Annotated in this window: 13 protein-coding genes; 7 read left to right on the forward strand and 6 right to left on the reverse strand. The window is 73.6% G+C overall.

The window, feature by feature from the left end:
* Positions 1-78: 78 nt before the first annotated feature.
* Positions 79-690 carry a TetR/AcrR family transcriptional regulator gene (locus tag ACQ9ZG_RS05270; RefSeq protein WP_181398314.1) on the reverse strand — a complete coding sequence of 204 codons (612 nt, stop codon included), beginning with the start codon at positions 688-690 and terminating at the stop codon, positions 79-81.
* Between the two features lie 335 nt (positions 691-1,025).
* Here ACQ9ZG_RS05270 and hmgA point away from each other — a divergent pair, with 335 nt between their 5' ends.
* From hmgA to ACQ9ZG_RS05290, 4 genes are all read left to right on the forward strand, one after another.
* Positions 1,026-2,345, forward strand: coding sequence for a homogentisate 1,2-dioxygenase (gene hmgA / locus ACQ9ZG_RS05275; RefSeq protein WP_109916561.1), 1,320 nt, complete (start codon positions 1,026-1,028; stop codon positions 2,343-2,345).
* 61 nt (positions 2,346-2,406) lie between these two features.
* The gene (locus ACQ9ZG_RS05280) at positions 2,407-3,300 is read left to right on the forward strand and encodes a GntR family transcriptional regulator (protein WP_181398315.1); all 894 of its coding nucleotides are present in this window, start codon (positions 2,407-2,409) and stop codon (positions 3,298-3,300) included.
* 147 nt (positions 3,301-3,447) lie between these two features.
* The gene (locus tag ACQ9ZG_RS05285) at positions 3,448-4,821 is read left to right on the forward strand and encodes a type ISP restriction/modification enzyme (protein WP_499280008.1); all 1,374 of its coding nucleotides are present in this window, start codon (positions 3,448-3,450) and stop codon (positions 4,819-4,821) included.
* Positions 4,822-4,889: 68 nt separating this feature from the next.
* Positions 4,890-6,086 (forward strand): CaiB/BaiF CoA transferase family protein, encoded by a 1,197-nt coding sequence (locus tag ACQ9ZG_RS05290; protein ID WP_109916481.1) that lies wholly within the window; start codon positions 4,890-4,892, stop codon positions 6,084-6,086.
* A 143-nt stretch (positions 6,087-6,229) separates the two neighbouring features.
* Here ACQ9ZG_RS05290 and ACQ9ZG_RS05295 read toward each other — a convergent pair whose 3' ends face one another.
* Positions 6,230-6,493 (reverse strand): hypothetical protein, encoded by a 264-nt coding sequence (locus ACQ9ZG_RS05295; protein WP_026237511.1) that lies wholly within the window; start codon positions 6,491-6,493, stop codon positions 6,230-6,232.
* A gap of 242 nt (positions 6,494-6,735) precedes the next feature.
* Positions 6,736-7,539, reverse strand: a complete 804-nt coding sequence (locus ACQ9ZG_RS05300; protein ID WP_026237512.1) for an SGNH/GDSL hydrolase family protein — start codon at positions 7,537-7,539, stop codon at positions 6,736-6,738.
* Positions 7,540-7,831: 292 nt separating this feature from the next.
* Between ACQ9ZG_RS05300 and ACQ9ZG_RS05305 the strand changes: the two genes are divergently transcribed.
* Positions 7,832-8,926 (forward strand): DUF5925 domain-containing protein, encoded by a 1,095-nt coding sequence (locus ACQ9ZG_RS05305; RefSeq protein ID WP_109916482.1) that lies wholly within the window; start codon positions 7,832-7,834, stop codon positions 8,924-8,926.
* Between the two features lie 133 nt (positions 8,927-9,059).
* On the opposite strand, the gene ACQ9ZG_RS05310 is transcribed toward ACQ9ZG_RS05305, so the two are convergent.
* On the reverse strand, positions 9,060-9,434 hold the full coding sequence (locus ACQ9ZG_RS05310) for a GntR family transcriptional regulator (RefSeq protein WP_499280013.1): 375 nt from the start codon (positions 9,432-9,434) through the stop codon (positions 9,060-9,062).
* A gap of 70 nt (positions 9,435-9,504) precedes the next feature.
* Here ACQ9ZG_RS05310 and ACQ9ZG_RS05315 point away from each other — a divergent pair, with 70 nt between their 5' ends.
* Positions 9,505-10,425 (forward strand): GNAT family N-acetyltransferase, encoded by a 921-nt coding sequence (locus ACQ9ZG_RS05315; RefSeq protein WP_028419927.1) that lies wholly within the window; start codon positions 9,505-9,507, stop codon positions 10,423-10,425.
* Positions 10,406-10,927: a ribonuclease FAU-1 family protein gene (locus ACQ9ZG_RS05320; RefSeq protein WP_165274271.1), complete on the forward strand. Its 522-nt coding sequence runs from the start codon at positions 10,406-10,408 to the stop codon at positions 10,925-10,927. The genes ACQ9ZG_RS05315 and ACQ9ZG_RS05320 overlap by 20 nt, the downstream gene beginning before the upstream one ends.
* 122 nt (positions 10,928-11,049) lie before the next feature.
* Here the strand turns inward: ACQ9ZG_RS05320 and ACQ9ZG_RS05325 are convergent, their stop codons facing one another.
* A complete protein-coding gene (locus ACQ9ZG_RS05325; protein ID WP_499281571.1) occupies positions 11,050-12,549 on the reverse strand; it encodes a trifunctional class I SAM-dependent methyltransferase/NUDIX hydrolase/VOC family protein in 1,500 nt (499 codons plus the stop codon).
* A 13-nt stretch (positions 12,550-12,562) separates the two neighbouring features.
* On the reverse strand, positions 12,563-14,095 hold the full coding sequence (locus tag ACQ9ZG_RS05330) for a tripartite tricarboxylate transporter permease (protein WP_109916637.1): 1,533 nt from the start codon (positions 14,093-14,095) through the stop codon (positions 12,563-12,565).
* Positions 14,096-14,097: the final 2 nt, after the last annotated feature.

Below are 14,097 nucleotides of genomic sequence, written 5' to 3' on the forward strand. Positions count from 1 at the left end.
ATGACGGGGAGGTACGGGAGCGCCGGGGTTGAACCGGGCCGGGATGACGGAGGTTCCCACTCCGCGCCCCGGGCGCCCTCAGTCCAGGATCTGCGCGAGGTAGGACAGGACCAGCGTCCGGGTCTCGGCCACGATCGCCGGGTCGCCCTCCGGGTCCGTACGGAAGGCGAGCTGGAGCAGCGCGTCGGCGGCCTCGACGCTGACCAGGATGGCCCGCAGCAGCTCCGGCCCGGGATCGCGGCCGAGGTGCCCGGCGAGGAGTTCGGCGAGGCGGTCCGCCAGACGCCGGTTGGCGTCGTCCGCCGGGCCCTCGGCGGGCGACGGGGGCCCGAAGTCGACCAGGGCGAACCCCGGCACGGTCCGCTTCATCTCCAGGTACTCGTCCAGCACCGCGTCGATCGCGCCACGCCAGTCCCCGGCGGGCACGGAGTCGAGCCGGGCCGTGATGCGCTCGGCGTACAGCTCCAGGTTCCGCAGCGCGAGGGCTTCGACCAGGGCCCGCTTGTTGGAGAAGAAGCGGTAGACGGAGCCGATGGGCACCTCGGCGCGCAGGGCGACGTCACGGGTGGAGAGCTGTTCGTAGCCGGTCTCGTCGAGCAGTCCGGCGCAGGCGTCGAGTATCCGGGCGAGCCGGTCGGCGCTGCGCTGCTGCACGGGGGCGCGGCGGAGGTTCGGGTTCGGGTGGTGCACGGACCCATGATGCCGTGAGCCCCGGGAACCGGAGTGCCGGACCTCCCCGTACCGCCCGCGCCCGGACATCGCCCCCTCCCGCATCCGGACATCGCCCCCTCCCGCGTCCGGGCATCGGTTCCTCCGCGTCCGGGCGACCGGGCCTTCCCCCGCCCACCGGACGCGACACGTACGCACCCGGCACCCCCTCGACCGCATACGCCCCCGTACACGCCCCGAATGGCGTGATCCCTGCCGTTGACGCGCCCCGCCTCCTATTCCTACGGTGTCCTATAGGATTCGTTGTCCGGCGGATCCACGGGCTTCATCGGCATCGGGAGTGCGGGATGAGCGGGTTGAGCGGGATCGAGCAGGCCAGGAAGACGGCGGAGGCGCTGACGTACTCCTCCGGTTTCGGCAACGAACACAGTTCGGAGGCGATCGCCGGGGCGCTGCCGCACGGCCGCAACTCACCCCAGCGCGCCCCCCTCGGCCTCTACGCCGAGCAACTGAGCGGCTCCGCCTTCACCGAGCCCCGCGCGGACAACCGCCGCTCGTGGCTCTACCGGATCCGCCCCTCCGCCGCCCACCCGGCCTTCACCCGGACCGGCAACGGCGATCTGCGCACGGCGCCCTTCACCGAGTCCGTGCCGGACCCCAACCGGCTCCGCTGGAACCCGCTCCCCGACCCGGCCCCCGGCACGGACTTCGTCAGCGGGCTGTGGACCCTCGGCGGCAACGGTGACGCCACCCAGCGCACCGGCATGGCCGTGCACCTCTACCACGCCAACACCTCCATGACCGACCGGGTGTTCAGCGACTCCGACGGTGAGCTGCTGATCGTCCCGGAGCGCGGCGGACTGCTGCTCCGCACCGAACTGGGCCTCCTGCGCGCCGAACCGGGCCATGTGGCGCTGATCCCGCGCGGGGTCCGTTTCCGGGTGGAGCTGCTGGACGAGACCGCGCGCGGGTACGTCTGCGAGAACTACGGCCGCCCGTTCACGCTCCCGGACCTCGGGCCGATCGGCGCCAACGGCCTGGCGCACGCCCGGGACTTCCTGGCCCCCGTCGCCGCGTACGAGAACGAGGACCGGCCGGTGGAGGTGATCAACAAGTACTGCGGGAACCTCTGGACCGCCACGTACGACCACTCCCCGCTCGACGTCGTCGCCTGGTACGGCACGCACGCTCCGTACGTCTACGACCTGCGCCGGTTCAACGTCATCGGCACGATCAGCTACGACCACCCCGACCCCTCGATCTTCACGGTCCTGACCTCGCCGTCCGACACCCCGGGCCTGGCCGGTGTCGACTTCGTGGTCTTCGCGCCGCGCTGGCTGGTCGGCGAGGACACGTTCCGGCCGCCGTACTTCCACCGGAACGTGATGAGCGAGTACATGGGGCTGATCGAGGGCGCGTACGACGCGAAGGCGGACGGCTTCGTCCCCGGCGGCGGCTCGCTCCACACCATGATGTCGGCCCACGGCCCGGACCGGGAGACCTTCGACCGGGCGAGCGCGGCGGAGCTGAAGCCGCAGAAGATCGACGACGGTCTGGCGTTCATGTTCGAGACCCGGTGGCCCATCATCGCCACCCCGCAGGCGGCCGAGGCCGACCACCTGCAGCGCGGCTACGACGACGTGTGGCAGGGTCTGAGCCGCAACTTCCGGCCGTAGGCACAGGCGACGGGCGGGCGAGCGGGCGGCGGAGCGGCCCGGAGGACGGGACGGGGACGACGTGACAGACAGCCATGAGACGGCGACGGGCGAGTTCGCGACGCGCGCGGACGTCGATGCCGGTGAGGGTTCCGGGGCGGCCTCCGCACCCTCCACCGCCCCTTCCTCCGTGCCCTCCGCCGCGCCTTCCCCTGCCCCTTCCTCCGCACCCTCCTTCGCCCCCGACTCGCTCGTGCTCAACCGGAAGCTGCCGCTCTGGTACCAGGTCTCCCAGTCGCTGCGGGCGTCCATACTCGGCCGCCCGCAGGATGCCTCCCTCCGGCTGCCCACCGAGGAGCAGCTCGCCACGCACTACGGCGTCAGCGTGCTCACGATGCGCCAGGCGCTGAAGGAGCTGGAGACGGAGGGGCTGATCAGCAGGCACCGGAGGCGGGGCACGTTCATCGAGCCGCGCGCCCGGCGGGCCACCCCGGTCCGGCTGCTGGGCTCGGTCGACGCGATCGTCGCCCAGCAGTCCGGGGACGCGACGACGGTGCTCGGCCACGGGGCGGTGCCGGTGCCGGGCGATCTCGCCGAGTTCTTCCCGGACTGCGGTGAGGTGGTCAGCTTCCGGCGGCTGCGCCGCGACGGCGAGAGCGGCGAGCCGACCAACTGGGCGGAGAACGCCGTACGGCCCGAGGTCGCCGCCCGGATCGACCTGGCCGACCTCGAACGCTGGCCGATGACGAAGGTGCTGCACGACATCGTCGGGGTCAAGATCTCCCGGATCACCGACACCGTCGAGGCCCGGCTCGCGGACCCGGTCACCGCCGACCTGCTCCAGGTCCCCCTGCTCAGCCCGATCCTGCACTACACGGGCGTGACGTACGACGAGAGGGGCCGCGTGGTGGACGTGGCCCGGATCCGCTACCGGGGCGACCGGTTCTCCTTCTCCCTCACGGTGGAGGCCCGCTGACCCGTCCCCCGGGCGCGCCGCCCCGCCGTTACGATGCGAACGGGTCACGGCGGCCCCGGTTTACGGCGGACAGGGGAGGGCGGCTCGGTGGCAGCGCGCAGGGCGGCGGCGACTGCGAAGGCTACAGATGCGGCTTCGGACAAGGACATGAGCACGGGCGCGGACACGGGCACGGGCACGGCGAGAGCCAGGGCCACGACTACAGCCACAGCGGCAACCGCAGCCACAGCCACGATCACGGACGCCCCCGACGGTCCGGACTCCCTGGAGCTGGACGAGCTGATGCCGTGGTCGGTACGCCCCCTGAGGACCGGCCGTTCCTGGGTGGCCGGCCCCGATCCCGCCGCGCTCCGGGCCCGCTGGGAGCGGCTGGCCGCCGCCGAAGGGGCCGAGCAGGAACGGCTGTTCCGCCCGAGCCGCTCCCGTACACCGCACACCGCCGTCGCCGCCCTGCCCGGACGGTCCGGCCGATCCGCCGCCGCCACCGGGACGGGCGGCGAGGCCGCCGTCAGCACCGGCCGCTTCGCGCGGGAGCCGGGCGCCTGCCCCGATCCCGTACGGATTCTGCACGGCCCGTTCGACGAGCAGTGGCTGCTCCCCGACCACCGGCTGATCGACGCGGCCCGCCCCGAACTGTGGCGGGTCAGCGACGAGCGACAGCTCTTCGCGGTCGAACACGGTTACGTGCCCCAGGGCATCGGGCCCGCCCCCGCCCTGTCGGTGACCCATCTGCTTCCCGACGGGCACTCCCCCGCCGGGCGGCCGGGCCGGATCAGGCCGCTGTACCGGCGGCCCGGTGGCACCGACCCCAACCTGGCACCGGGGCTGCTGGCCGCGGTGCGGGCGCGGCTGGACCCGGAGGCCACACCCGAGGCCGTCCTCGCCTGGGCCCTGGCCGCCGCCGTCCCCGCCCCGGCCGGCTGCCGGATCCCGCTGCCCGCCGACCCCGAGGTGTGGGCGGCCGGGGTGGAGCTGGGCGAGGAGCTGGTACGGCTCCAGCTGCGCGGGGCCCGGGGCGGGGAGCGGCCCCGGCTGCCGGGCGGGCGCAGGCCCTACGTCCGGGCGGCGCTCCCGGCCCGGCCGCCCGGGATCGCGTACGACGCGGAGGCCGGGGCGCTGGTCATCGGGGAGGGCCGGATCTCACCGGTCCCGGCGGAGGCCTGGGAGTTCACGGTGAGCGGGGTGCGGGTGCTGGAGCTGTGGTTCGGGCGCCGGGCGGCGGCCTCGGTGGGCGCGGTGCCCGAGGGGGCGGACGCGGACGGGCTCGACGCGGTGGGGGCGCGCGGGTGGACGCCCGAGTGGACCTCGGAGCTGCTGGAGCTGATCACCGTACTGGCTCTGCTGGACGGGGTGCGGCCCCGGCGGGAGGCGCTGGCGGCCCGGCTGGCGGGGGCGGCTCGGATCTCCCGGGAGGAGCTGCGCGCGGCCGGGGTGCTGCCGGTGCCCGCCTCCGCCCGGCGCCCGGCCTCGGTCCTCGGCCACCAGGAGGAGGGACCGGAGGGGCAGTTCGCGCTGCTGTGAGGGGCGCGAGCGCGCCGTGGACGGCGGGAAGGATGACAGATCCGCCGGTCACGCGGTAAGCACGGGCCATGGATACCTCGCCCCTCCCCCTCGACGGCATCACCGTGGTGGCCGTCGAACAGGCCGTCTCCGCCCCCTTCGCCACCCGCCAGCTCGCCGATCTCGGGGCCAGGGTGATCAAGGTGGAGCGCCCGGACGGCGGTGACTTCGCGCGCGGCTACGACACGGCGGCCCGGGGGCTCGCCTCGCACTTCGTCTGGTGCAACCGGGGCAAGGAGTCGCTGGCCGTCGATCTGAAGGACCCCCGGGGGCTGGCGGTGGTACGGGAACTCGTCGCCGGGGCCGATGTGTTCGTACAGAATCTGGCACAGGGCGCGGCGGCCCGGCTCGGGCTGGACGCCACGACGCTCTGCGCGGCGCACCCGCGGCTGGTGGCCGTGGACATCTCCGGGTACGGGGAGGGCGGGCCGTACGCCCACAAGCGGGCCTACGACATGCTGGTGCAGTGCGAGGCGGGGCTGGTCTCGGTGACCGGGACGGCCGGGCAGCCGGTGAAGGCGGGCATTCCGGCGGCGGACATCGCGGCGGCCATGTACGCGTTCTCCGGGGTGCTGGCGGCGCTGCTGCGGCGTGGGACGACCGGGCGCGGCGGGCCGGTGCGGGTCTCCATGCTGGACGCGCTGGCCGAGTGGATGGGCCACCCGCTGCACCAGGGGATGCACGGGTCCGCGACCCCGCCGCGTACCGGGCTGGCGCACTCGGTGATCGCCCCGTACGACGCGTACGGCACGGCCGACGGCGAGCGGGTGCTGCTCTCCGTGCAGAACGACCGGGAGTGGCGGCGACTGGCCGAACAGGTGCTCGGGGAGCCGGAGTTGGCGGAGGACCCGGACTTCGCGACGAACACCGCGCGGACCGCGAACCGGAGGCGGACGGACGAGGTGGTGGGGCGGGCGCTGGCCAGGCTGACGGCCCGGGAGGCGGTGGACGCGCTGGAGGCGGCGGGGATCGCGTGCGCCCGGCTGAACACCGTGGCCGATGTGGCGGCGCATCCGCAGCTGGCGGCGCGGGACCGGTGGCGGGAGGTGGAGTCACCGGTGGGGCGGTTGCGGGCGCTGCTGCCGCCGATCACGCTGCCGGGCGGGGCGGAGCCCCGGATGGGTGCCGTACCGGCGCTGGGGGAACACACCGATGCGCTGCTGCGGGAGCTGGGGATGACGGATGAGCGGACGGCGGCGCTGCGCCGGGACGGGGTGGTCGCCTGACCCGCCCCGGGTGGTGGGAGGGATCGGCTCGCGGGCCCTCCCCGAACGGTGGGGTGGACCGGGCACCGGCCGGCCCCGGGCCGGCTGGGTTTGGACCGAGCGCAGGGCCGCCCCGAGCGGTGGGCCGGCCCCTGGTGGACCCGTCAGTGGCGGCTGCCGAAGAGCGAACGCCGCAGTCGCCGCAGCGGGGCGAAGAGCGACACACGGGCGCTCCTGCTCCGGCGGGTGTGCGCGGCATCACGCGAGGTCAGCTCACGCATCAGCAGCGTCGCTTCCGCCGCCTCGCGCTGCGGCACGACAGGTCCGCCGAGCACCGCGAGATGGCGGTCGAGGCGCGTACTGGTCGCACCGCTTCCGCAGGTGATGGCAGGCACTCGCGGCCTGCTCCGCACCGTTATCTGTTCCATGTCACTCCCCACCCGTACGAGGGCACCCGGTCCGGGCAGGTTAACCCTATCGCCCCACGGTGACACACGGGTATCCCGCCCGCAGGATCGAGCACATACATACGGAGGTTGACGACCAGTTACCGAATTCGCCTGATTCCCGGGCGACTTCGGACAGTTCGGATGGGTTGAAGGGAGGTGCGGGAGACCCCGGCGACCGGGGCCTCCCGCACGGAGAGCCGACCGATGGAGCAACCGGCTTGTCAGGCAGCTGAGTTGAAGACCGGCAGATAGCCGCCCGACTGTCCGGCGGCGGTGGGGTGGTAGGACTCACCGATGTTGAGCCAGTTCACGCTGTGCAACCAGGAACTGCTGGAGCAGATCTCGTGACCGGTGAAGGTCGTCCTGACGTCACCGAAGGTGAAGCCGTGGTTGGCGGCGCGCTTGGCGGTGGCGGTGTTCAGGTGGTCGGAGGCGCCGTTGATGGCGGCGCGCTCCCGCTCGCTGAGACCGGCCACGCAGGTGCCGCTCAGCTGGTAGAAGCGGGGGTAGCCGAGGACGACGACCCGGGCGTTGGGAGCCTTGGCCTTGATGGCGTTGTACACGGAGTCGAGGCGGCCGGGCAGGGTGGAGTCGACGTAGGCGCGGGCGGTGGCGATGCGGTTGAGGCAGGTGGCCTCGGACTGGAGGACGCAGGTCGTCATGACGTCCGCGAAGCCCGCGTCGTTGCCGCCGATGGAGATGGAGACCAGGTCGGTGGAGGCGTTGAGCGGCCCGAGCTGACTGCTCGTGACGTCGTTGGTGCGGGCACCGGAGCAGGCGGTGAAGGCGAAGCTGGACGGGGAGTTGGCGTTGGCCCAGAGGCGGGGGAAGGCGCGGGTGCTGCGCTTGCAGTCGCCGCTGGCGCTCTCGTAGCTGCCGGCGCCGACACCGGAGGAGTACGAGTCACCGAGGGCGACGTAGTCGACGGCCTTGGCCGACGAGTCGGCGTTCGCGATCCCCGCACCGGTCAGGGCGAGGGCGGCACCGAGCAGGAGCGAGGACGAGAACGCCACAAGTCTGGACATCTTCACGGGGGCACTCCTTGGGGGTGGGGGGAGTCGGTGAGCAGGGGGTATCTGCGCTACTCCGTAGTAGCAGTGCGCCGGGCCTACTGGAAGTGTTCATGCCAAAAATAAGTTCCGAGTGCTTCCGCCCGCCGTCCGGAGTTCAACGCGCGCGCCTTGACGCGCCGGTGGCGTTCCGTCACGTCGGGTGTCGGATCCGGCTCTTCCGGGTATCGGTCCATCACGTCCGATGCGGTCGTCCACCCGGGGAAACCCGGTGCACGGGGTGGCCCCGTGCCGGATCATGGGCGCCATGCCAGCCAATCCCGAATCCGCTCTGCCGATCCAGCTCAACGTCGACGACAGCGATTCACCGTCCGACGTGGTCGACGCACTCTTCCTCGGCCGCTTCGCGACGGGCGAGCAGCCGTACTCCCACAGTTCGTCCCTCGACCGGGTCAAGGCCGGGGCGACCCTGCTGCCCCCGCACGCCTCGGTGCTGCGGTCCGCACGCGACGACGACCGCAGCGCCACGCTGGCCGAGGGCGACGGCTGGACCCTGCTGGTCTCGCGGTGGAAGCACGGCGCGGACGTCACGGTCACCGCGACCAGCTCCGAACTGGCGGCGAAGGTCCTCGGCCAGGCGACCGACGGCGCCCAGGACGAACCGGAGCCGCAGCCCGACAACGTGACCATGGGCTTCTGGTACGTCTCGCCGCGCCGCGGCCCGTACCGCACCACCCGGCAGATCACCGCCGGGAGCTGGGACGAGATCCGCCCCAACTACACCGCCCCGGTGGCCGACGCCATGGACCGGCTGATGAAGGTCACCCCGGACGACATCGCGGGGAGGCTGCTCCTGCTGCACGGGCCGCCGGGCACCGGCAAGACCTCGGCGCTGCGCACGCTGGCCCGCTCCTGGCGGGACTGGTGCCAGGTCGACTGCGTACTGGACCCGGAGCGGCTCTTCAACGACGTCGGCTATCTCATGGACATCGCGATCGGCGAGGACGACGGCTCGGCGAAGGGCCGGTGGCGGCTGCTGCTCCTGGAGGACTGCGACGAGCTGATCCGGGGCGAGGCCCGGCACACGGCGGGCCAGGCTCTGTCCCGGCTGCTGAACCTGACGGACGGCCTGCTCGGCCAGGGCCGGAACGTGCTGGTGGGGGTCACCACCAACGAGGACCTGGAGCGGCTGCACCCGGCGGTCGTCCGCCCGGGGCGCTGTCTGGCCCGGATCGAGGTGGGCCCGCTGACCCGCCGGGAGTCGGTGGCCTGGCTGGGCACGGAGGAGGGCGTAGGCCGCGAGGGCAGCTCGCTCGCGGAGCTGTACGCCCTGCGCCGGGGCACGGGCCCCGCGTCGGTGCCGAAGCAGGACGCGGGGGCGGATGCGGGGCTGTATCTGTAGGAGGGGGTACGGGGGTGGCCTCCCCGCCGGCGTACGCAGAGGGGCCCGACCCGCTCGGCCGACGGGTCCGCCTCCTCGGCGGGCTCATGCCGGGGGGCGGGCCCGAGCCCCTCGGCAGACGGGGCCCGCCTCCTCAGCGGGCGTACGCCGCCCGTACCGCGTCCTGGGCGAGCGCGAGGGCCCGTTCGCGGGAGAGCCCGAGGCGCTGGGCGGCCTCCGCGTAGCCCTGCGCGGCGGCCGCGGCCTTCTGCTCGGCCGCTCCCCCGGCGGCCGCGATGAAGCTCCCGTTGCGCCCCCGGGTCTCGATCACGCCGTCGGCCTCCAGTGCGCGGTAGGCCTTGGCCACGGTGTTGGCGGCGAGGCCCAGCTCCTCGGCGAAGCCGCGTACGGTCGGGAGCCGGTGGCCGACGGGGAGCGCGCCGGAGCGGGCCAGTTCGGAGAGCTGGAGCCGCAGTTGCTCGTACGGGGAGATGCCGGAGTCCGGGTCCAGGACGATCTTCTCAGTCACCCGCCGATTGTCCCCCACCGCCGGAAAAAGGGGAGGCGATCGCGGCGGGGCCGCGCGTAACCTCCGCCGCATGACAGTGATTGTGCGCGATTTCCGGCCGTCCGACGCCGAGGCGTGGACCCGCGTCCGGCGGACGGTGGTCCCGTATCTGGTCACCACCCCGCGGCAGGTCGTCCACGACCTGGCGCACGCCCATCCGGACCGCCGCTACCGGCTGCTGGTGGCGGAGCGGGACGGCGAGATCGTCGGCACCGCGCAGGCCGGGATCGCCCACGACAGCCCGGAGCCGGGCCAGGGCTTCTGCACCCCGCACGTGCTTCCCGGCCACACCGGCCACGGGGCGGGCTCGCTGCTGCTGAGCACGGCGGAGGAGCATCTCGCGCAGGCCGGGGCCACGGTCGTGCACGCCTGGGTGCTGGACACACCGGAGAACCTGGAGTTCGCGCGCGCCCGCGACTACCGGCCGGGCCGCTCCGCCCACTTCCAGCACCTGGACCTGGCGGGCGGGACCCTGCCCCCGCTCCAGGAGGTCCCGGCGGGCGTCGAGCTGAGGCCGGGGTCCGACTTCGACGACGACCCCCGGCCGCTCTTCGAGGCGGACGCCCAGGTGACGCTGGACGAGCCGAGCGACATCCCCACCGAACTGGACGACTACGAGGACTGGCTGACGACCGTCTGGCGCCACCCGGCCTTCGACTCCGCGCTGACCACGGTGGCCCTGGCGGACGGCCGGGTGGCGGCGTTCAGCGCGGCGGGCACCGACGGGGAGCGGACGTACACCAGCAATATGACCGGCACGCTGCGGGCCTACCGGGGGCGGGGCCTGGCCAAGCTGGCGAAGAACGACTCGCTGCACCGGGCGCGGGCGGCCGGCTACACGGACGCCTACACCTCCAACGACACGGGCAACGGCCCGATGCTCGCCATCAACAAGTGGTTCGGCTACACGGTCCGCGCCACGGAGGTCCGCCATGCCCGCACCCTCGGCTGAACCCGGCACGCCCCGCCTCCGGCCCGTCACCGTCGTCCTGACGAAGGCGGGCCGCACCAAGATCAGGTATCCGGCGGAGCCGGTACGCGACGACGGCACCCGGATCACCGTCCGGGCGCCCTGGGCCGCTCCGGAGGCCCGGGATTTCGGCTTCGTACGGTTCGAGCCGGGCGATGTGCTCACCGAGCACTACTGGCGGGACCGGTGGTACGCGGTGAAGGAGGTGCGCGCCGGGGACGGCGGGCTGAAGGGCTGGTACTGCGACATCACCCGGCCCGCGGTCCTGGTGGACGGGGTGCTGACGGTCGAGGATCTGGACCTGGACCTGTGGGTGTCGGCGGACGGCTCCTCCGTACTGCGGCTGGACGAGGACGAGTTCGCGGCGAGCGGGCTGGCCGGGCGCGACCCCGGGGCGGCCGGCGCGGCGACCGCCGCCCTGGACGAGCTGGAACGGCTGGCCCGGACGCAGGGCCCGAGCGGCCTCAGGGACCTGCTGACCTGACCGCGCCCCGCGCCCCGCCCCGCCGACACGGCCTCGGAGCCTGCACGGCGGGGACACTCAGGGGCTGCACGACGGAGCCGCAAGGCCGGGACGACAGGGCCCGGGGACGGGACGGCGGGGGCTCAGGGGCTGGGCGTGGACATGGACTCCACCACCAGCTCCACCTCGTACCCCGCCGCGTCCTCCAGATAGGCGGCGCGGTGGCCCTCCCCACCGGCGTACGGATGGCGGTCGGGATACAGCAGGCGCCAGCCGTACGACGGCGCCTCGGCCGCCAGGGAGTCCAGCGCGGCCCGGTCCGCGACGTGGAACGCCAGGTGGTTGAGGCCCGGGCGGCGGCGGTCGTGGTGGCCGGCGGTGAGGTCCGGGGACTGCTCGACGACCACGTAACCCTCCCCGCGCCGCCAGCTGCGGCCGTGCGCCCAGCGCTGGTACGGGAGATGGCCGAGCCGCTCCAGCAGCCACCCCCAGCTCCGCTCGGCGGCCGCCAGCTCCGGCACCCACAGCTCGATGTGGTGGATCTGCCCGGTCCGCTCCGTGGCGGAGGGGAGGAGCACGACCCGGCGGGGGCCGTCCGGCCGGTGGGCGACCGGGTCGCCGTCCTCGTGCCAGTGCATCAGGAAGTGCTCGCCCGACCGGTAACCGTCCAGGCCCGCGCGGCAGTAGGCGACCATGTCGTCCGGGAGGGCGTCCAGCGGGAACCAGTCCAGCTCGGAGCACTTCTCCGGCTCCGCGTTGCGCGGCGGGCGCCCCTCGTCGTACTCCGCGAGGAAGAACCACCCCATGCGCGCCCCGCCGCCGGGCCCCCGGTGCTGCATTACGAGGGCGACCCGCACCTCCTCCGGGTCCAGGACGACACCGATCTCCTCGGCGGCCTCCCGGAGCATCGCCTCGCGGACGTCCTCGCCGTCCTCCGCGTGGCCGGAGGGCAGGTGGAGCAGGCCGTCCGCGTACCCCGTACCGGCGCGGCGGGCGAGCAGGACGTCCGGGCCCCGGCGCAGGATCAGGTGGACGTCGACGACCTCGGTGTGCCGGTGGGGCGGCTCGGCGCGGGCGACCAGGGCATACCGCTCGTCGTCGACCTCCCTGCCCCAGAGCCGCGCGTCACCCGCCAGGTCCTCGTGGTGGACGCGCTCGGTGTGTGCGGCGAGGAGGGCGGTGACCCGCTCCGCCGGGAGCCCGGCACCGCCCCACACCCCTTCGATCAGGACCAGCCGCCCACCCGGCCTGAGCAGCCGGAACCAGTGGGCCAGGGCCGCCGCCGGATCGGGCAGCAGCCAGACGACGTGCCGGGCCACGATCACGTCGAACGCCCGCTCCCCCACCGGCGGCCGGGCCGCGTCGCCGACGAGGACCTCCGCCCCGGTCCCGGCGAGCTTGGCGCGGGCCAGCTCGGCCATCCGGGGCGACCGGTCCACGGCGGTGACCCGGTGCCCCTGCCCGGCGGCGAGCAGCGAGAGGCTCCCCGTACCGCACCCGAGGTCCAGCACGTCGCCGCGCGTGGCGGGCAGCCAGCCCTCCAGCCGGGCGGCCCACGCATCGCGTACGACGGGGTCGAGCAGCCCGTGGTCGGGCTCCTCGTCGAAGGATCCGGCGGCCGCGTCCCAGTCGATCGTCGTCATGCCGTCGATACTCTCAGCCACCACTGACAGCGCCGGATTTCCCTTTCTCCTGCCGGTCGCCCCGCCGCCGTACGACGGCCAGCCGGTACACCAGCGGCCAGGCCAGGATCAGCGCCACGATCACGTAGACGGTGACGGAGAACGGGGTGTTGACGAGGCCGGTGACGCTGCCGTCGCTGATCTGGAGCGCGCGCCGCAGTTGCTGCTCGGCGGCCGGTCCGAGGATGACCCCGATGACGGCGGGGAGCACCGGCAGCCCGTACCGCCGCATGCCGAACCCGATCAGACCGATGATCAGGAGGATCACCAGGTCCAGCGACTCCCCGCCGACCGCGTACGCGCCGACGGCGGCGAAGAAGAGGATGCCCGCGTAGAGGTAGGGGCGCGGGATGCGCAGGAGCTTGGCCCAGACCGGGGCGAGCGGCAGGTTGAGGGCGAGCAGCAGCACCATGCCGACGAAGAGCGAGGCGATGAGCCCCCAGACCAGCTCGGGTTCGCGTTCGAACAGCAGGGGCCCGGGCTGGATCCCGTACTGCTGGAAGGCGGCGAGCATCACGGCGGCGACGGCGGTGGTGGGCAGGCCGAGGGTGAGCATCGAGACGAGGGTTCCGGCGGCGGAGGCGGAGGCCGCCGACTCCGGTCCGGCGACGCCCTCGATGGCCCCTTTGCCGAACTGGGCGCGGTGCTTGGAGAGCCGTTTCTCCGTGACGTAACTGAGGAAGGTCGGGATCTCCGCGCCGCCCGCCGGTATCGCGCCGAACGGGAAGCCGATGAGCGGACCGCGGAGCCAGGGCTTCCAGGTACGGCGGAGGTCGCCGCGGCCGAGCCAGGGGCGCCCGACGGGGATCGGCTCGCCGGTGGTCCGGCGCAGATGGGCGGCGACCCAGAGGGCCTCGCCGATGGCGAAGAGGCCGACCGCGACGATCACCACGTCGACCCCGTCCGCGAGTTGGAGCGAGCCGAAGGTCAGACGCTGCTGGCCAGTCATCTGGTCGAGGCCGACGAGTCCGACGGTGAGGCCGATGAGGAGCGAGGCGAGCCCCCGGATGCGGGAGGCGCCGAGGACGGAGGTGACGGCGATGAAGGCCAGCACCATGATCGCGAAGTAGTCCGGAGCGCCGATGCCGATGGCGAGGGAGGCGACCGTCGGGGCGAGGGCGACCAGCAGGATCGTGCCGATCATCCCGCCCGCGAAGTGGCCGATGGCCGCGGCGGCCAGCGCCTGGGCGCCGCGGCCGGCCTTCGCCATCGGGTTGCCCTCGATCGCGGCGACGACGGCGGCGCTCTCGCCGGGGGTGTTGAGGAGGATCGAGGTGGTGGAGCCGCCGAACATCGCCCCGTAGTAGATCCCGGCGAACATGATGAACGCGCCGGTCGGGTCGAGTCCGTACGTCACCGGGAGCAGCAGCGCCACGGCCATGGCGGGCCCGATGCCGGGCAGCACCCCGATGGCGGTGCCGAGCAGGACGCCGATCGCGGCCCACAGCAGGTTCATCGGGGTGAGCGCGGTACCGAAGCCGTCGAGGAGGGAGTTGAGGGAGTCCATCG

Origin of the sequence: Streptomyces araujoniae (assembly GCF_050871195.1) — a bacterium.
Taxonomy (GTDB): domain Bacteria; phylum Actinomycetota; class Actinomycetes; order Streptomycetales; family Streptomycetaceae; genus Streptomyces; species Streptomyces bacillaris.

Bases quoted from the DNA above. Each gene is read 5' to 3' on its own strand.
- ACQ9ZG_RS05300 (WP_026237512.1), bottom strand. From the start codon at position 7,539: ATGTCCAGACTTGTGGCGTTCTCGTCCTCGCTCCTGCTCGGTGCCGCC.
- ACQ9ZG_RS05290 (WP_109916481.1), top strand. From the start codon at position 4,890: ATGGATACCTCGCCCCTCCCCCTCGACGGCATCACCGTGGTGGCCGTC.
- ACQ9ZG_RS05285 (WP_499280008.1), top strand. From the start codon at position 3,448: ATGAGCACGGGCGCGGACACGGGCACGGGCACGGCGAGAGCCAGGGCC.
- ACQ9ZG_RS05325 (WP_499281571.1), bottom strand. From the start codon at position 12,549: ATGACGACGATCGACTGGGACGCGGCCGCCGGATCCTTCGACGAGGAG.
- ACQ9ZG_RS05320 (WP_165274271.1), top strand. From the start codon at position 10,406: ATGCCCGCACCCTCGGCTGAACCCGGCACGCCCCGCCTCCGGCCCGTC.
- ACQ9ZG_RS05330 (WP_109916637.1), bottom strand. From the start codon at position 14,095: ATGGACTCCCTCAACTCCCTCCTCGACGGCTTCGGTACCGCGCTCACC.
- ACQ9ZG_RS05295 (WP_026237511.1), bottom strand. From the start codon at position 6,493: ATGGAACAGATAACGGTGCGGAGCAGGCCGCGAGTGCCTGCCATCACC.
- ACQ9ZG_RS05315 (WP_028419927.1), top strand. From the start codon at position 9,505: ATGACAGTGATTGTGCGCGATTTCCGGCCGTCCGACGCCGAGGCGTGG.
- ACQ9ZG_RS05305 (WP_109916482.1), top strand. From the start codon at position 7,832: ATGCCAGCCAATCCCGAATCCGCTCTGCCGATCCAGCTCAACGTCGAC.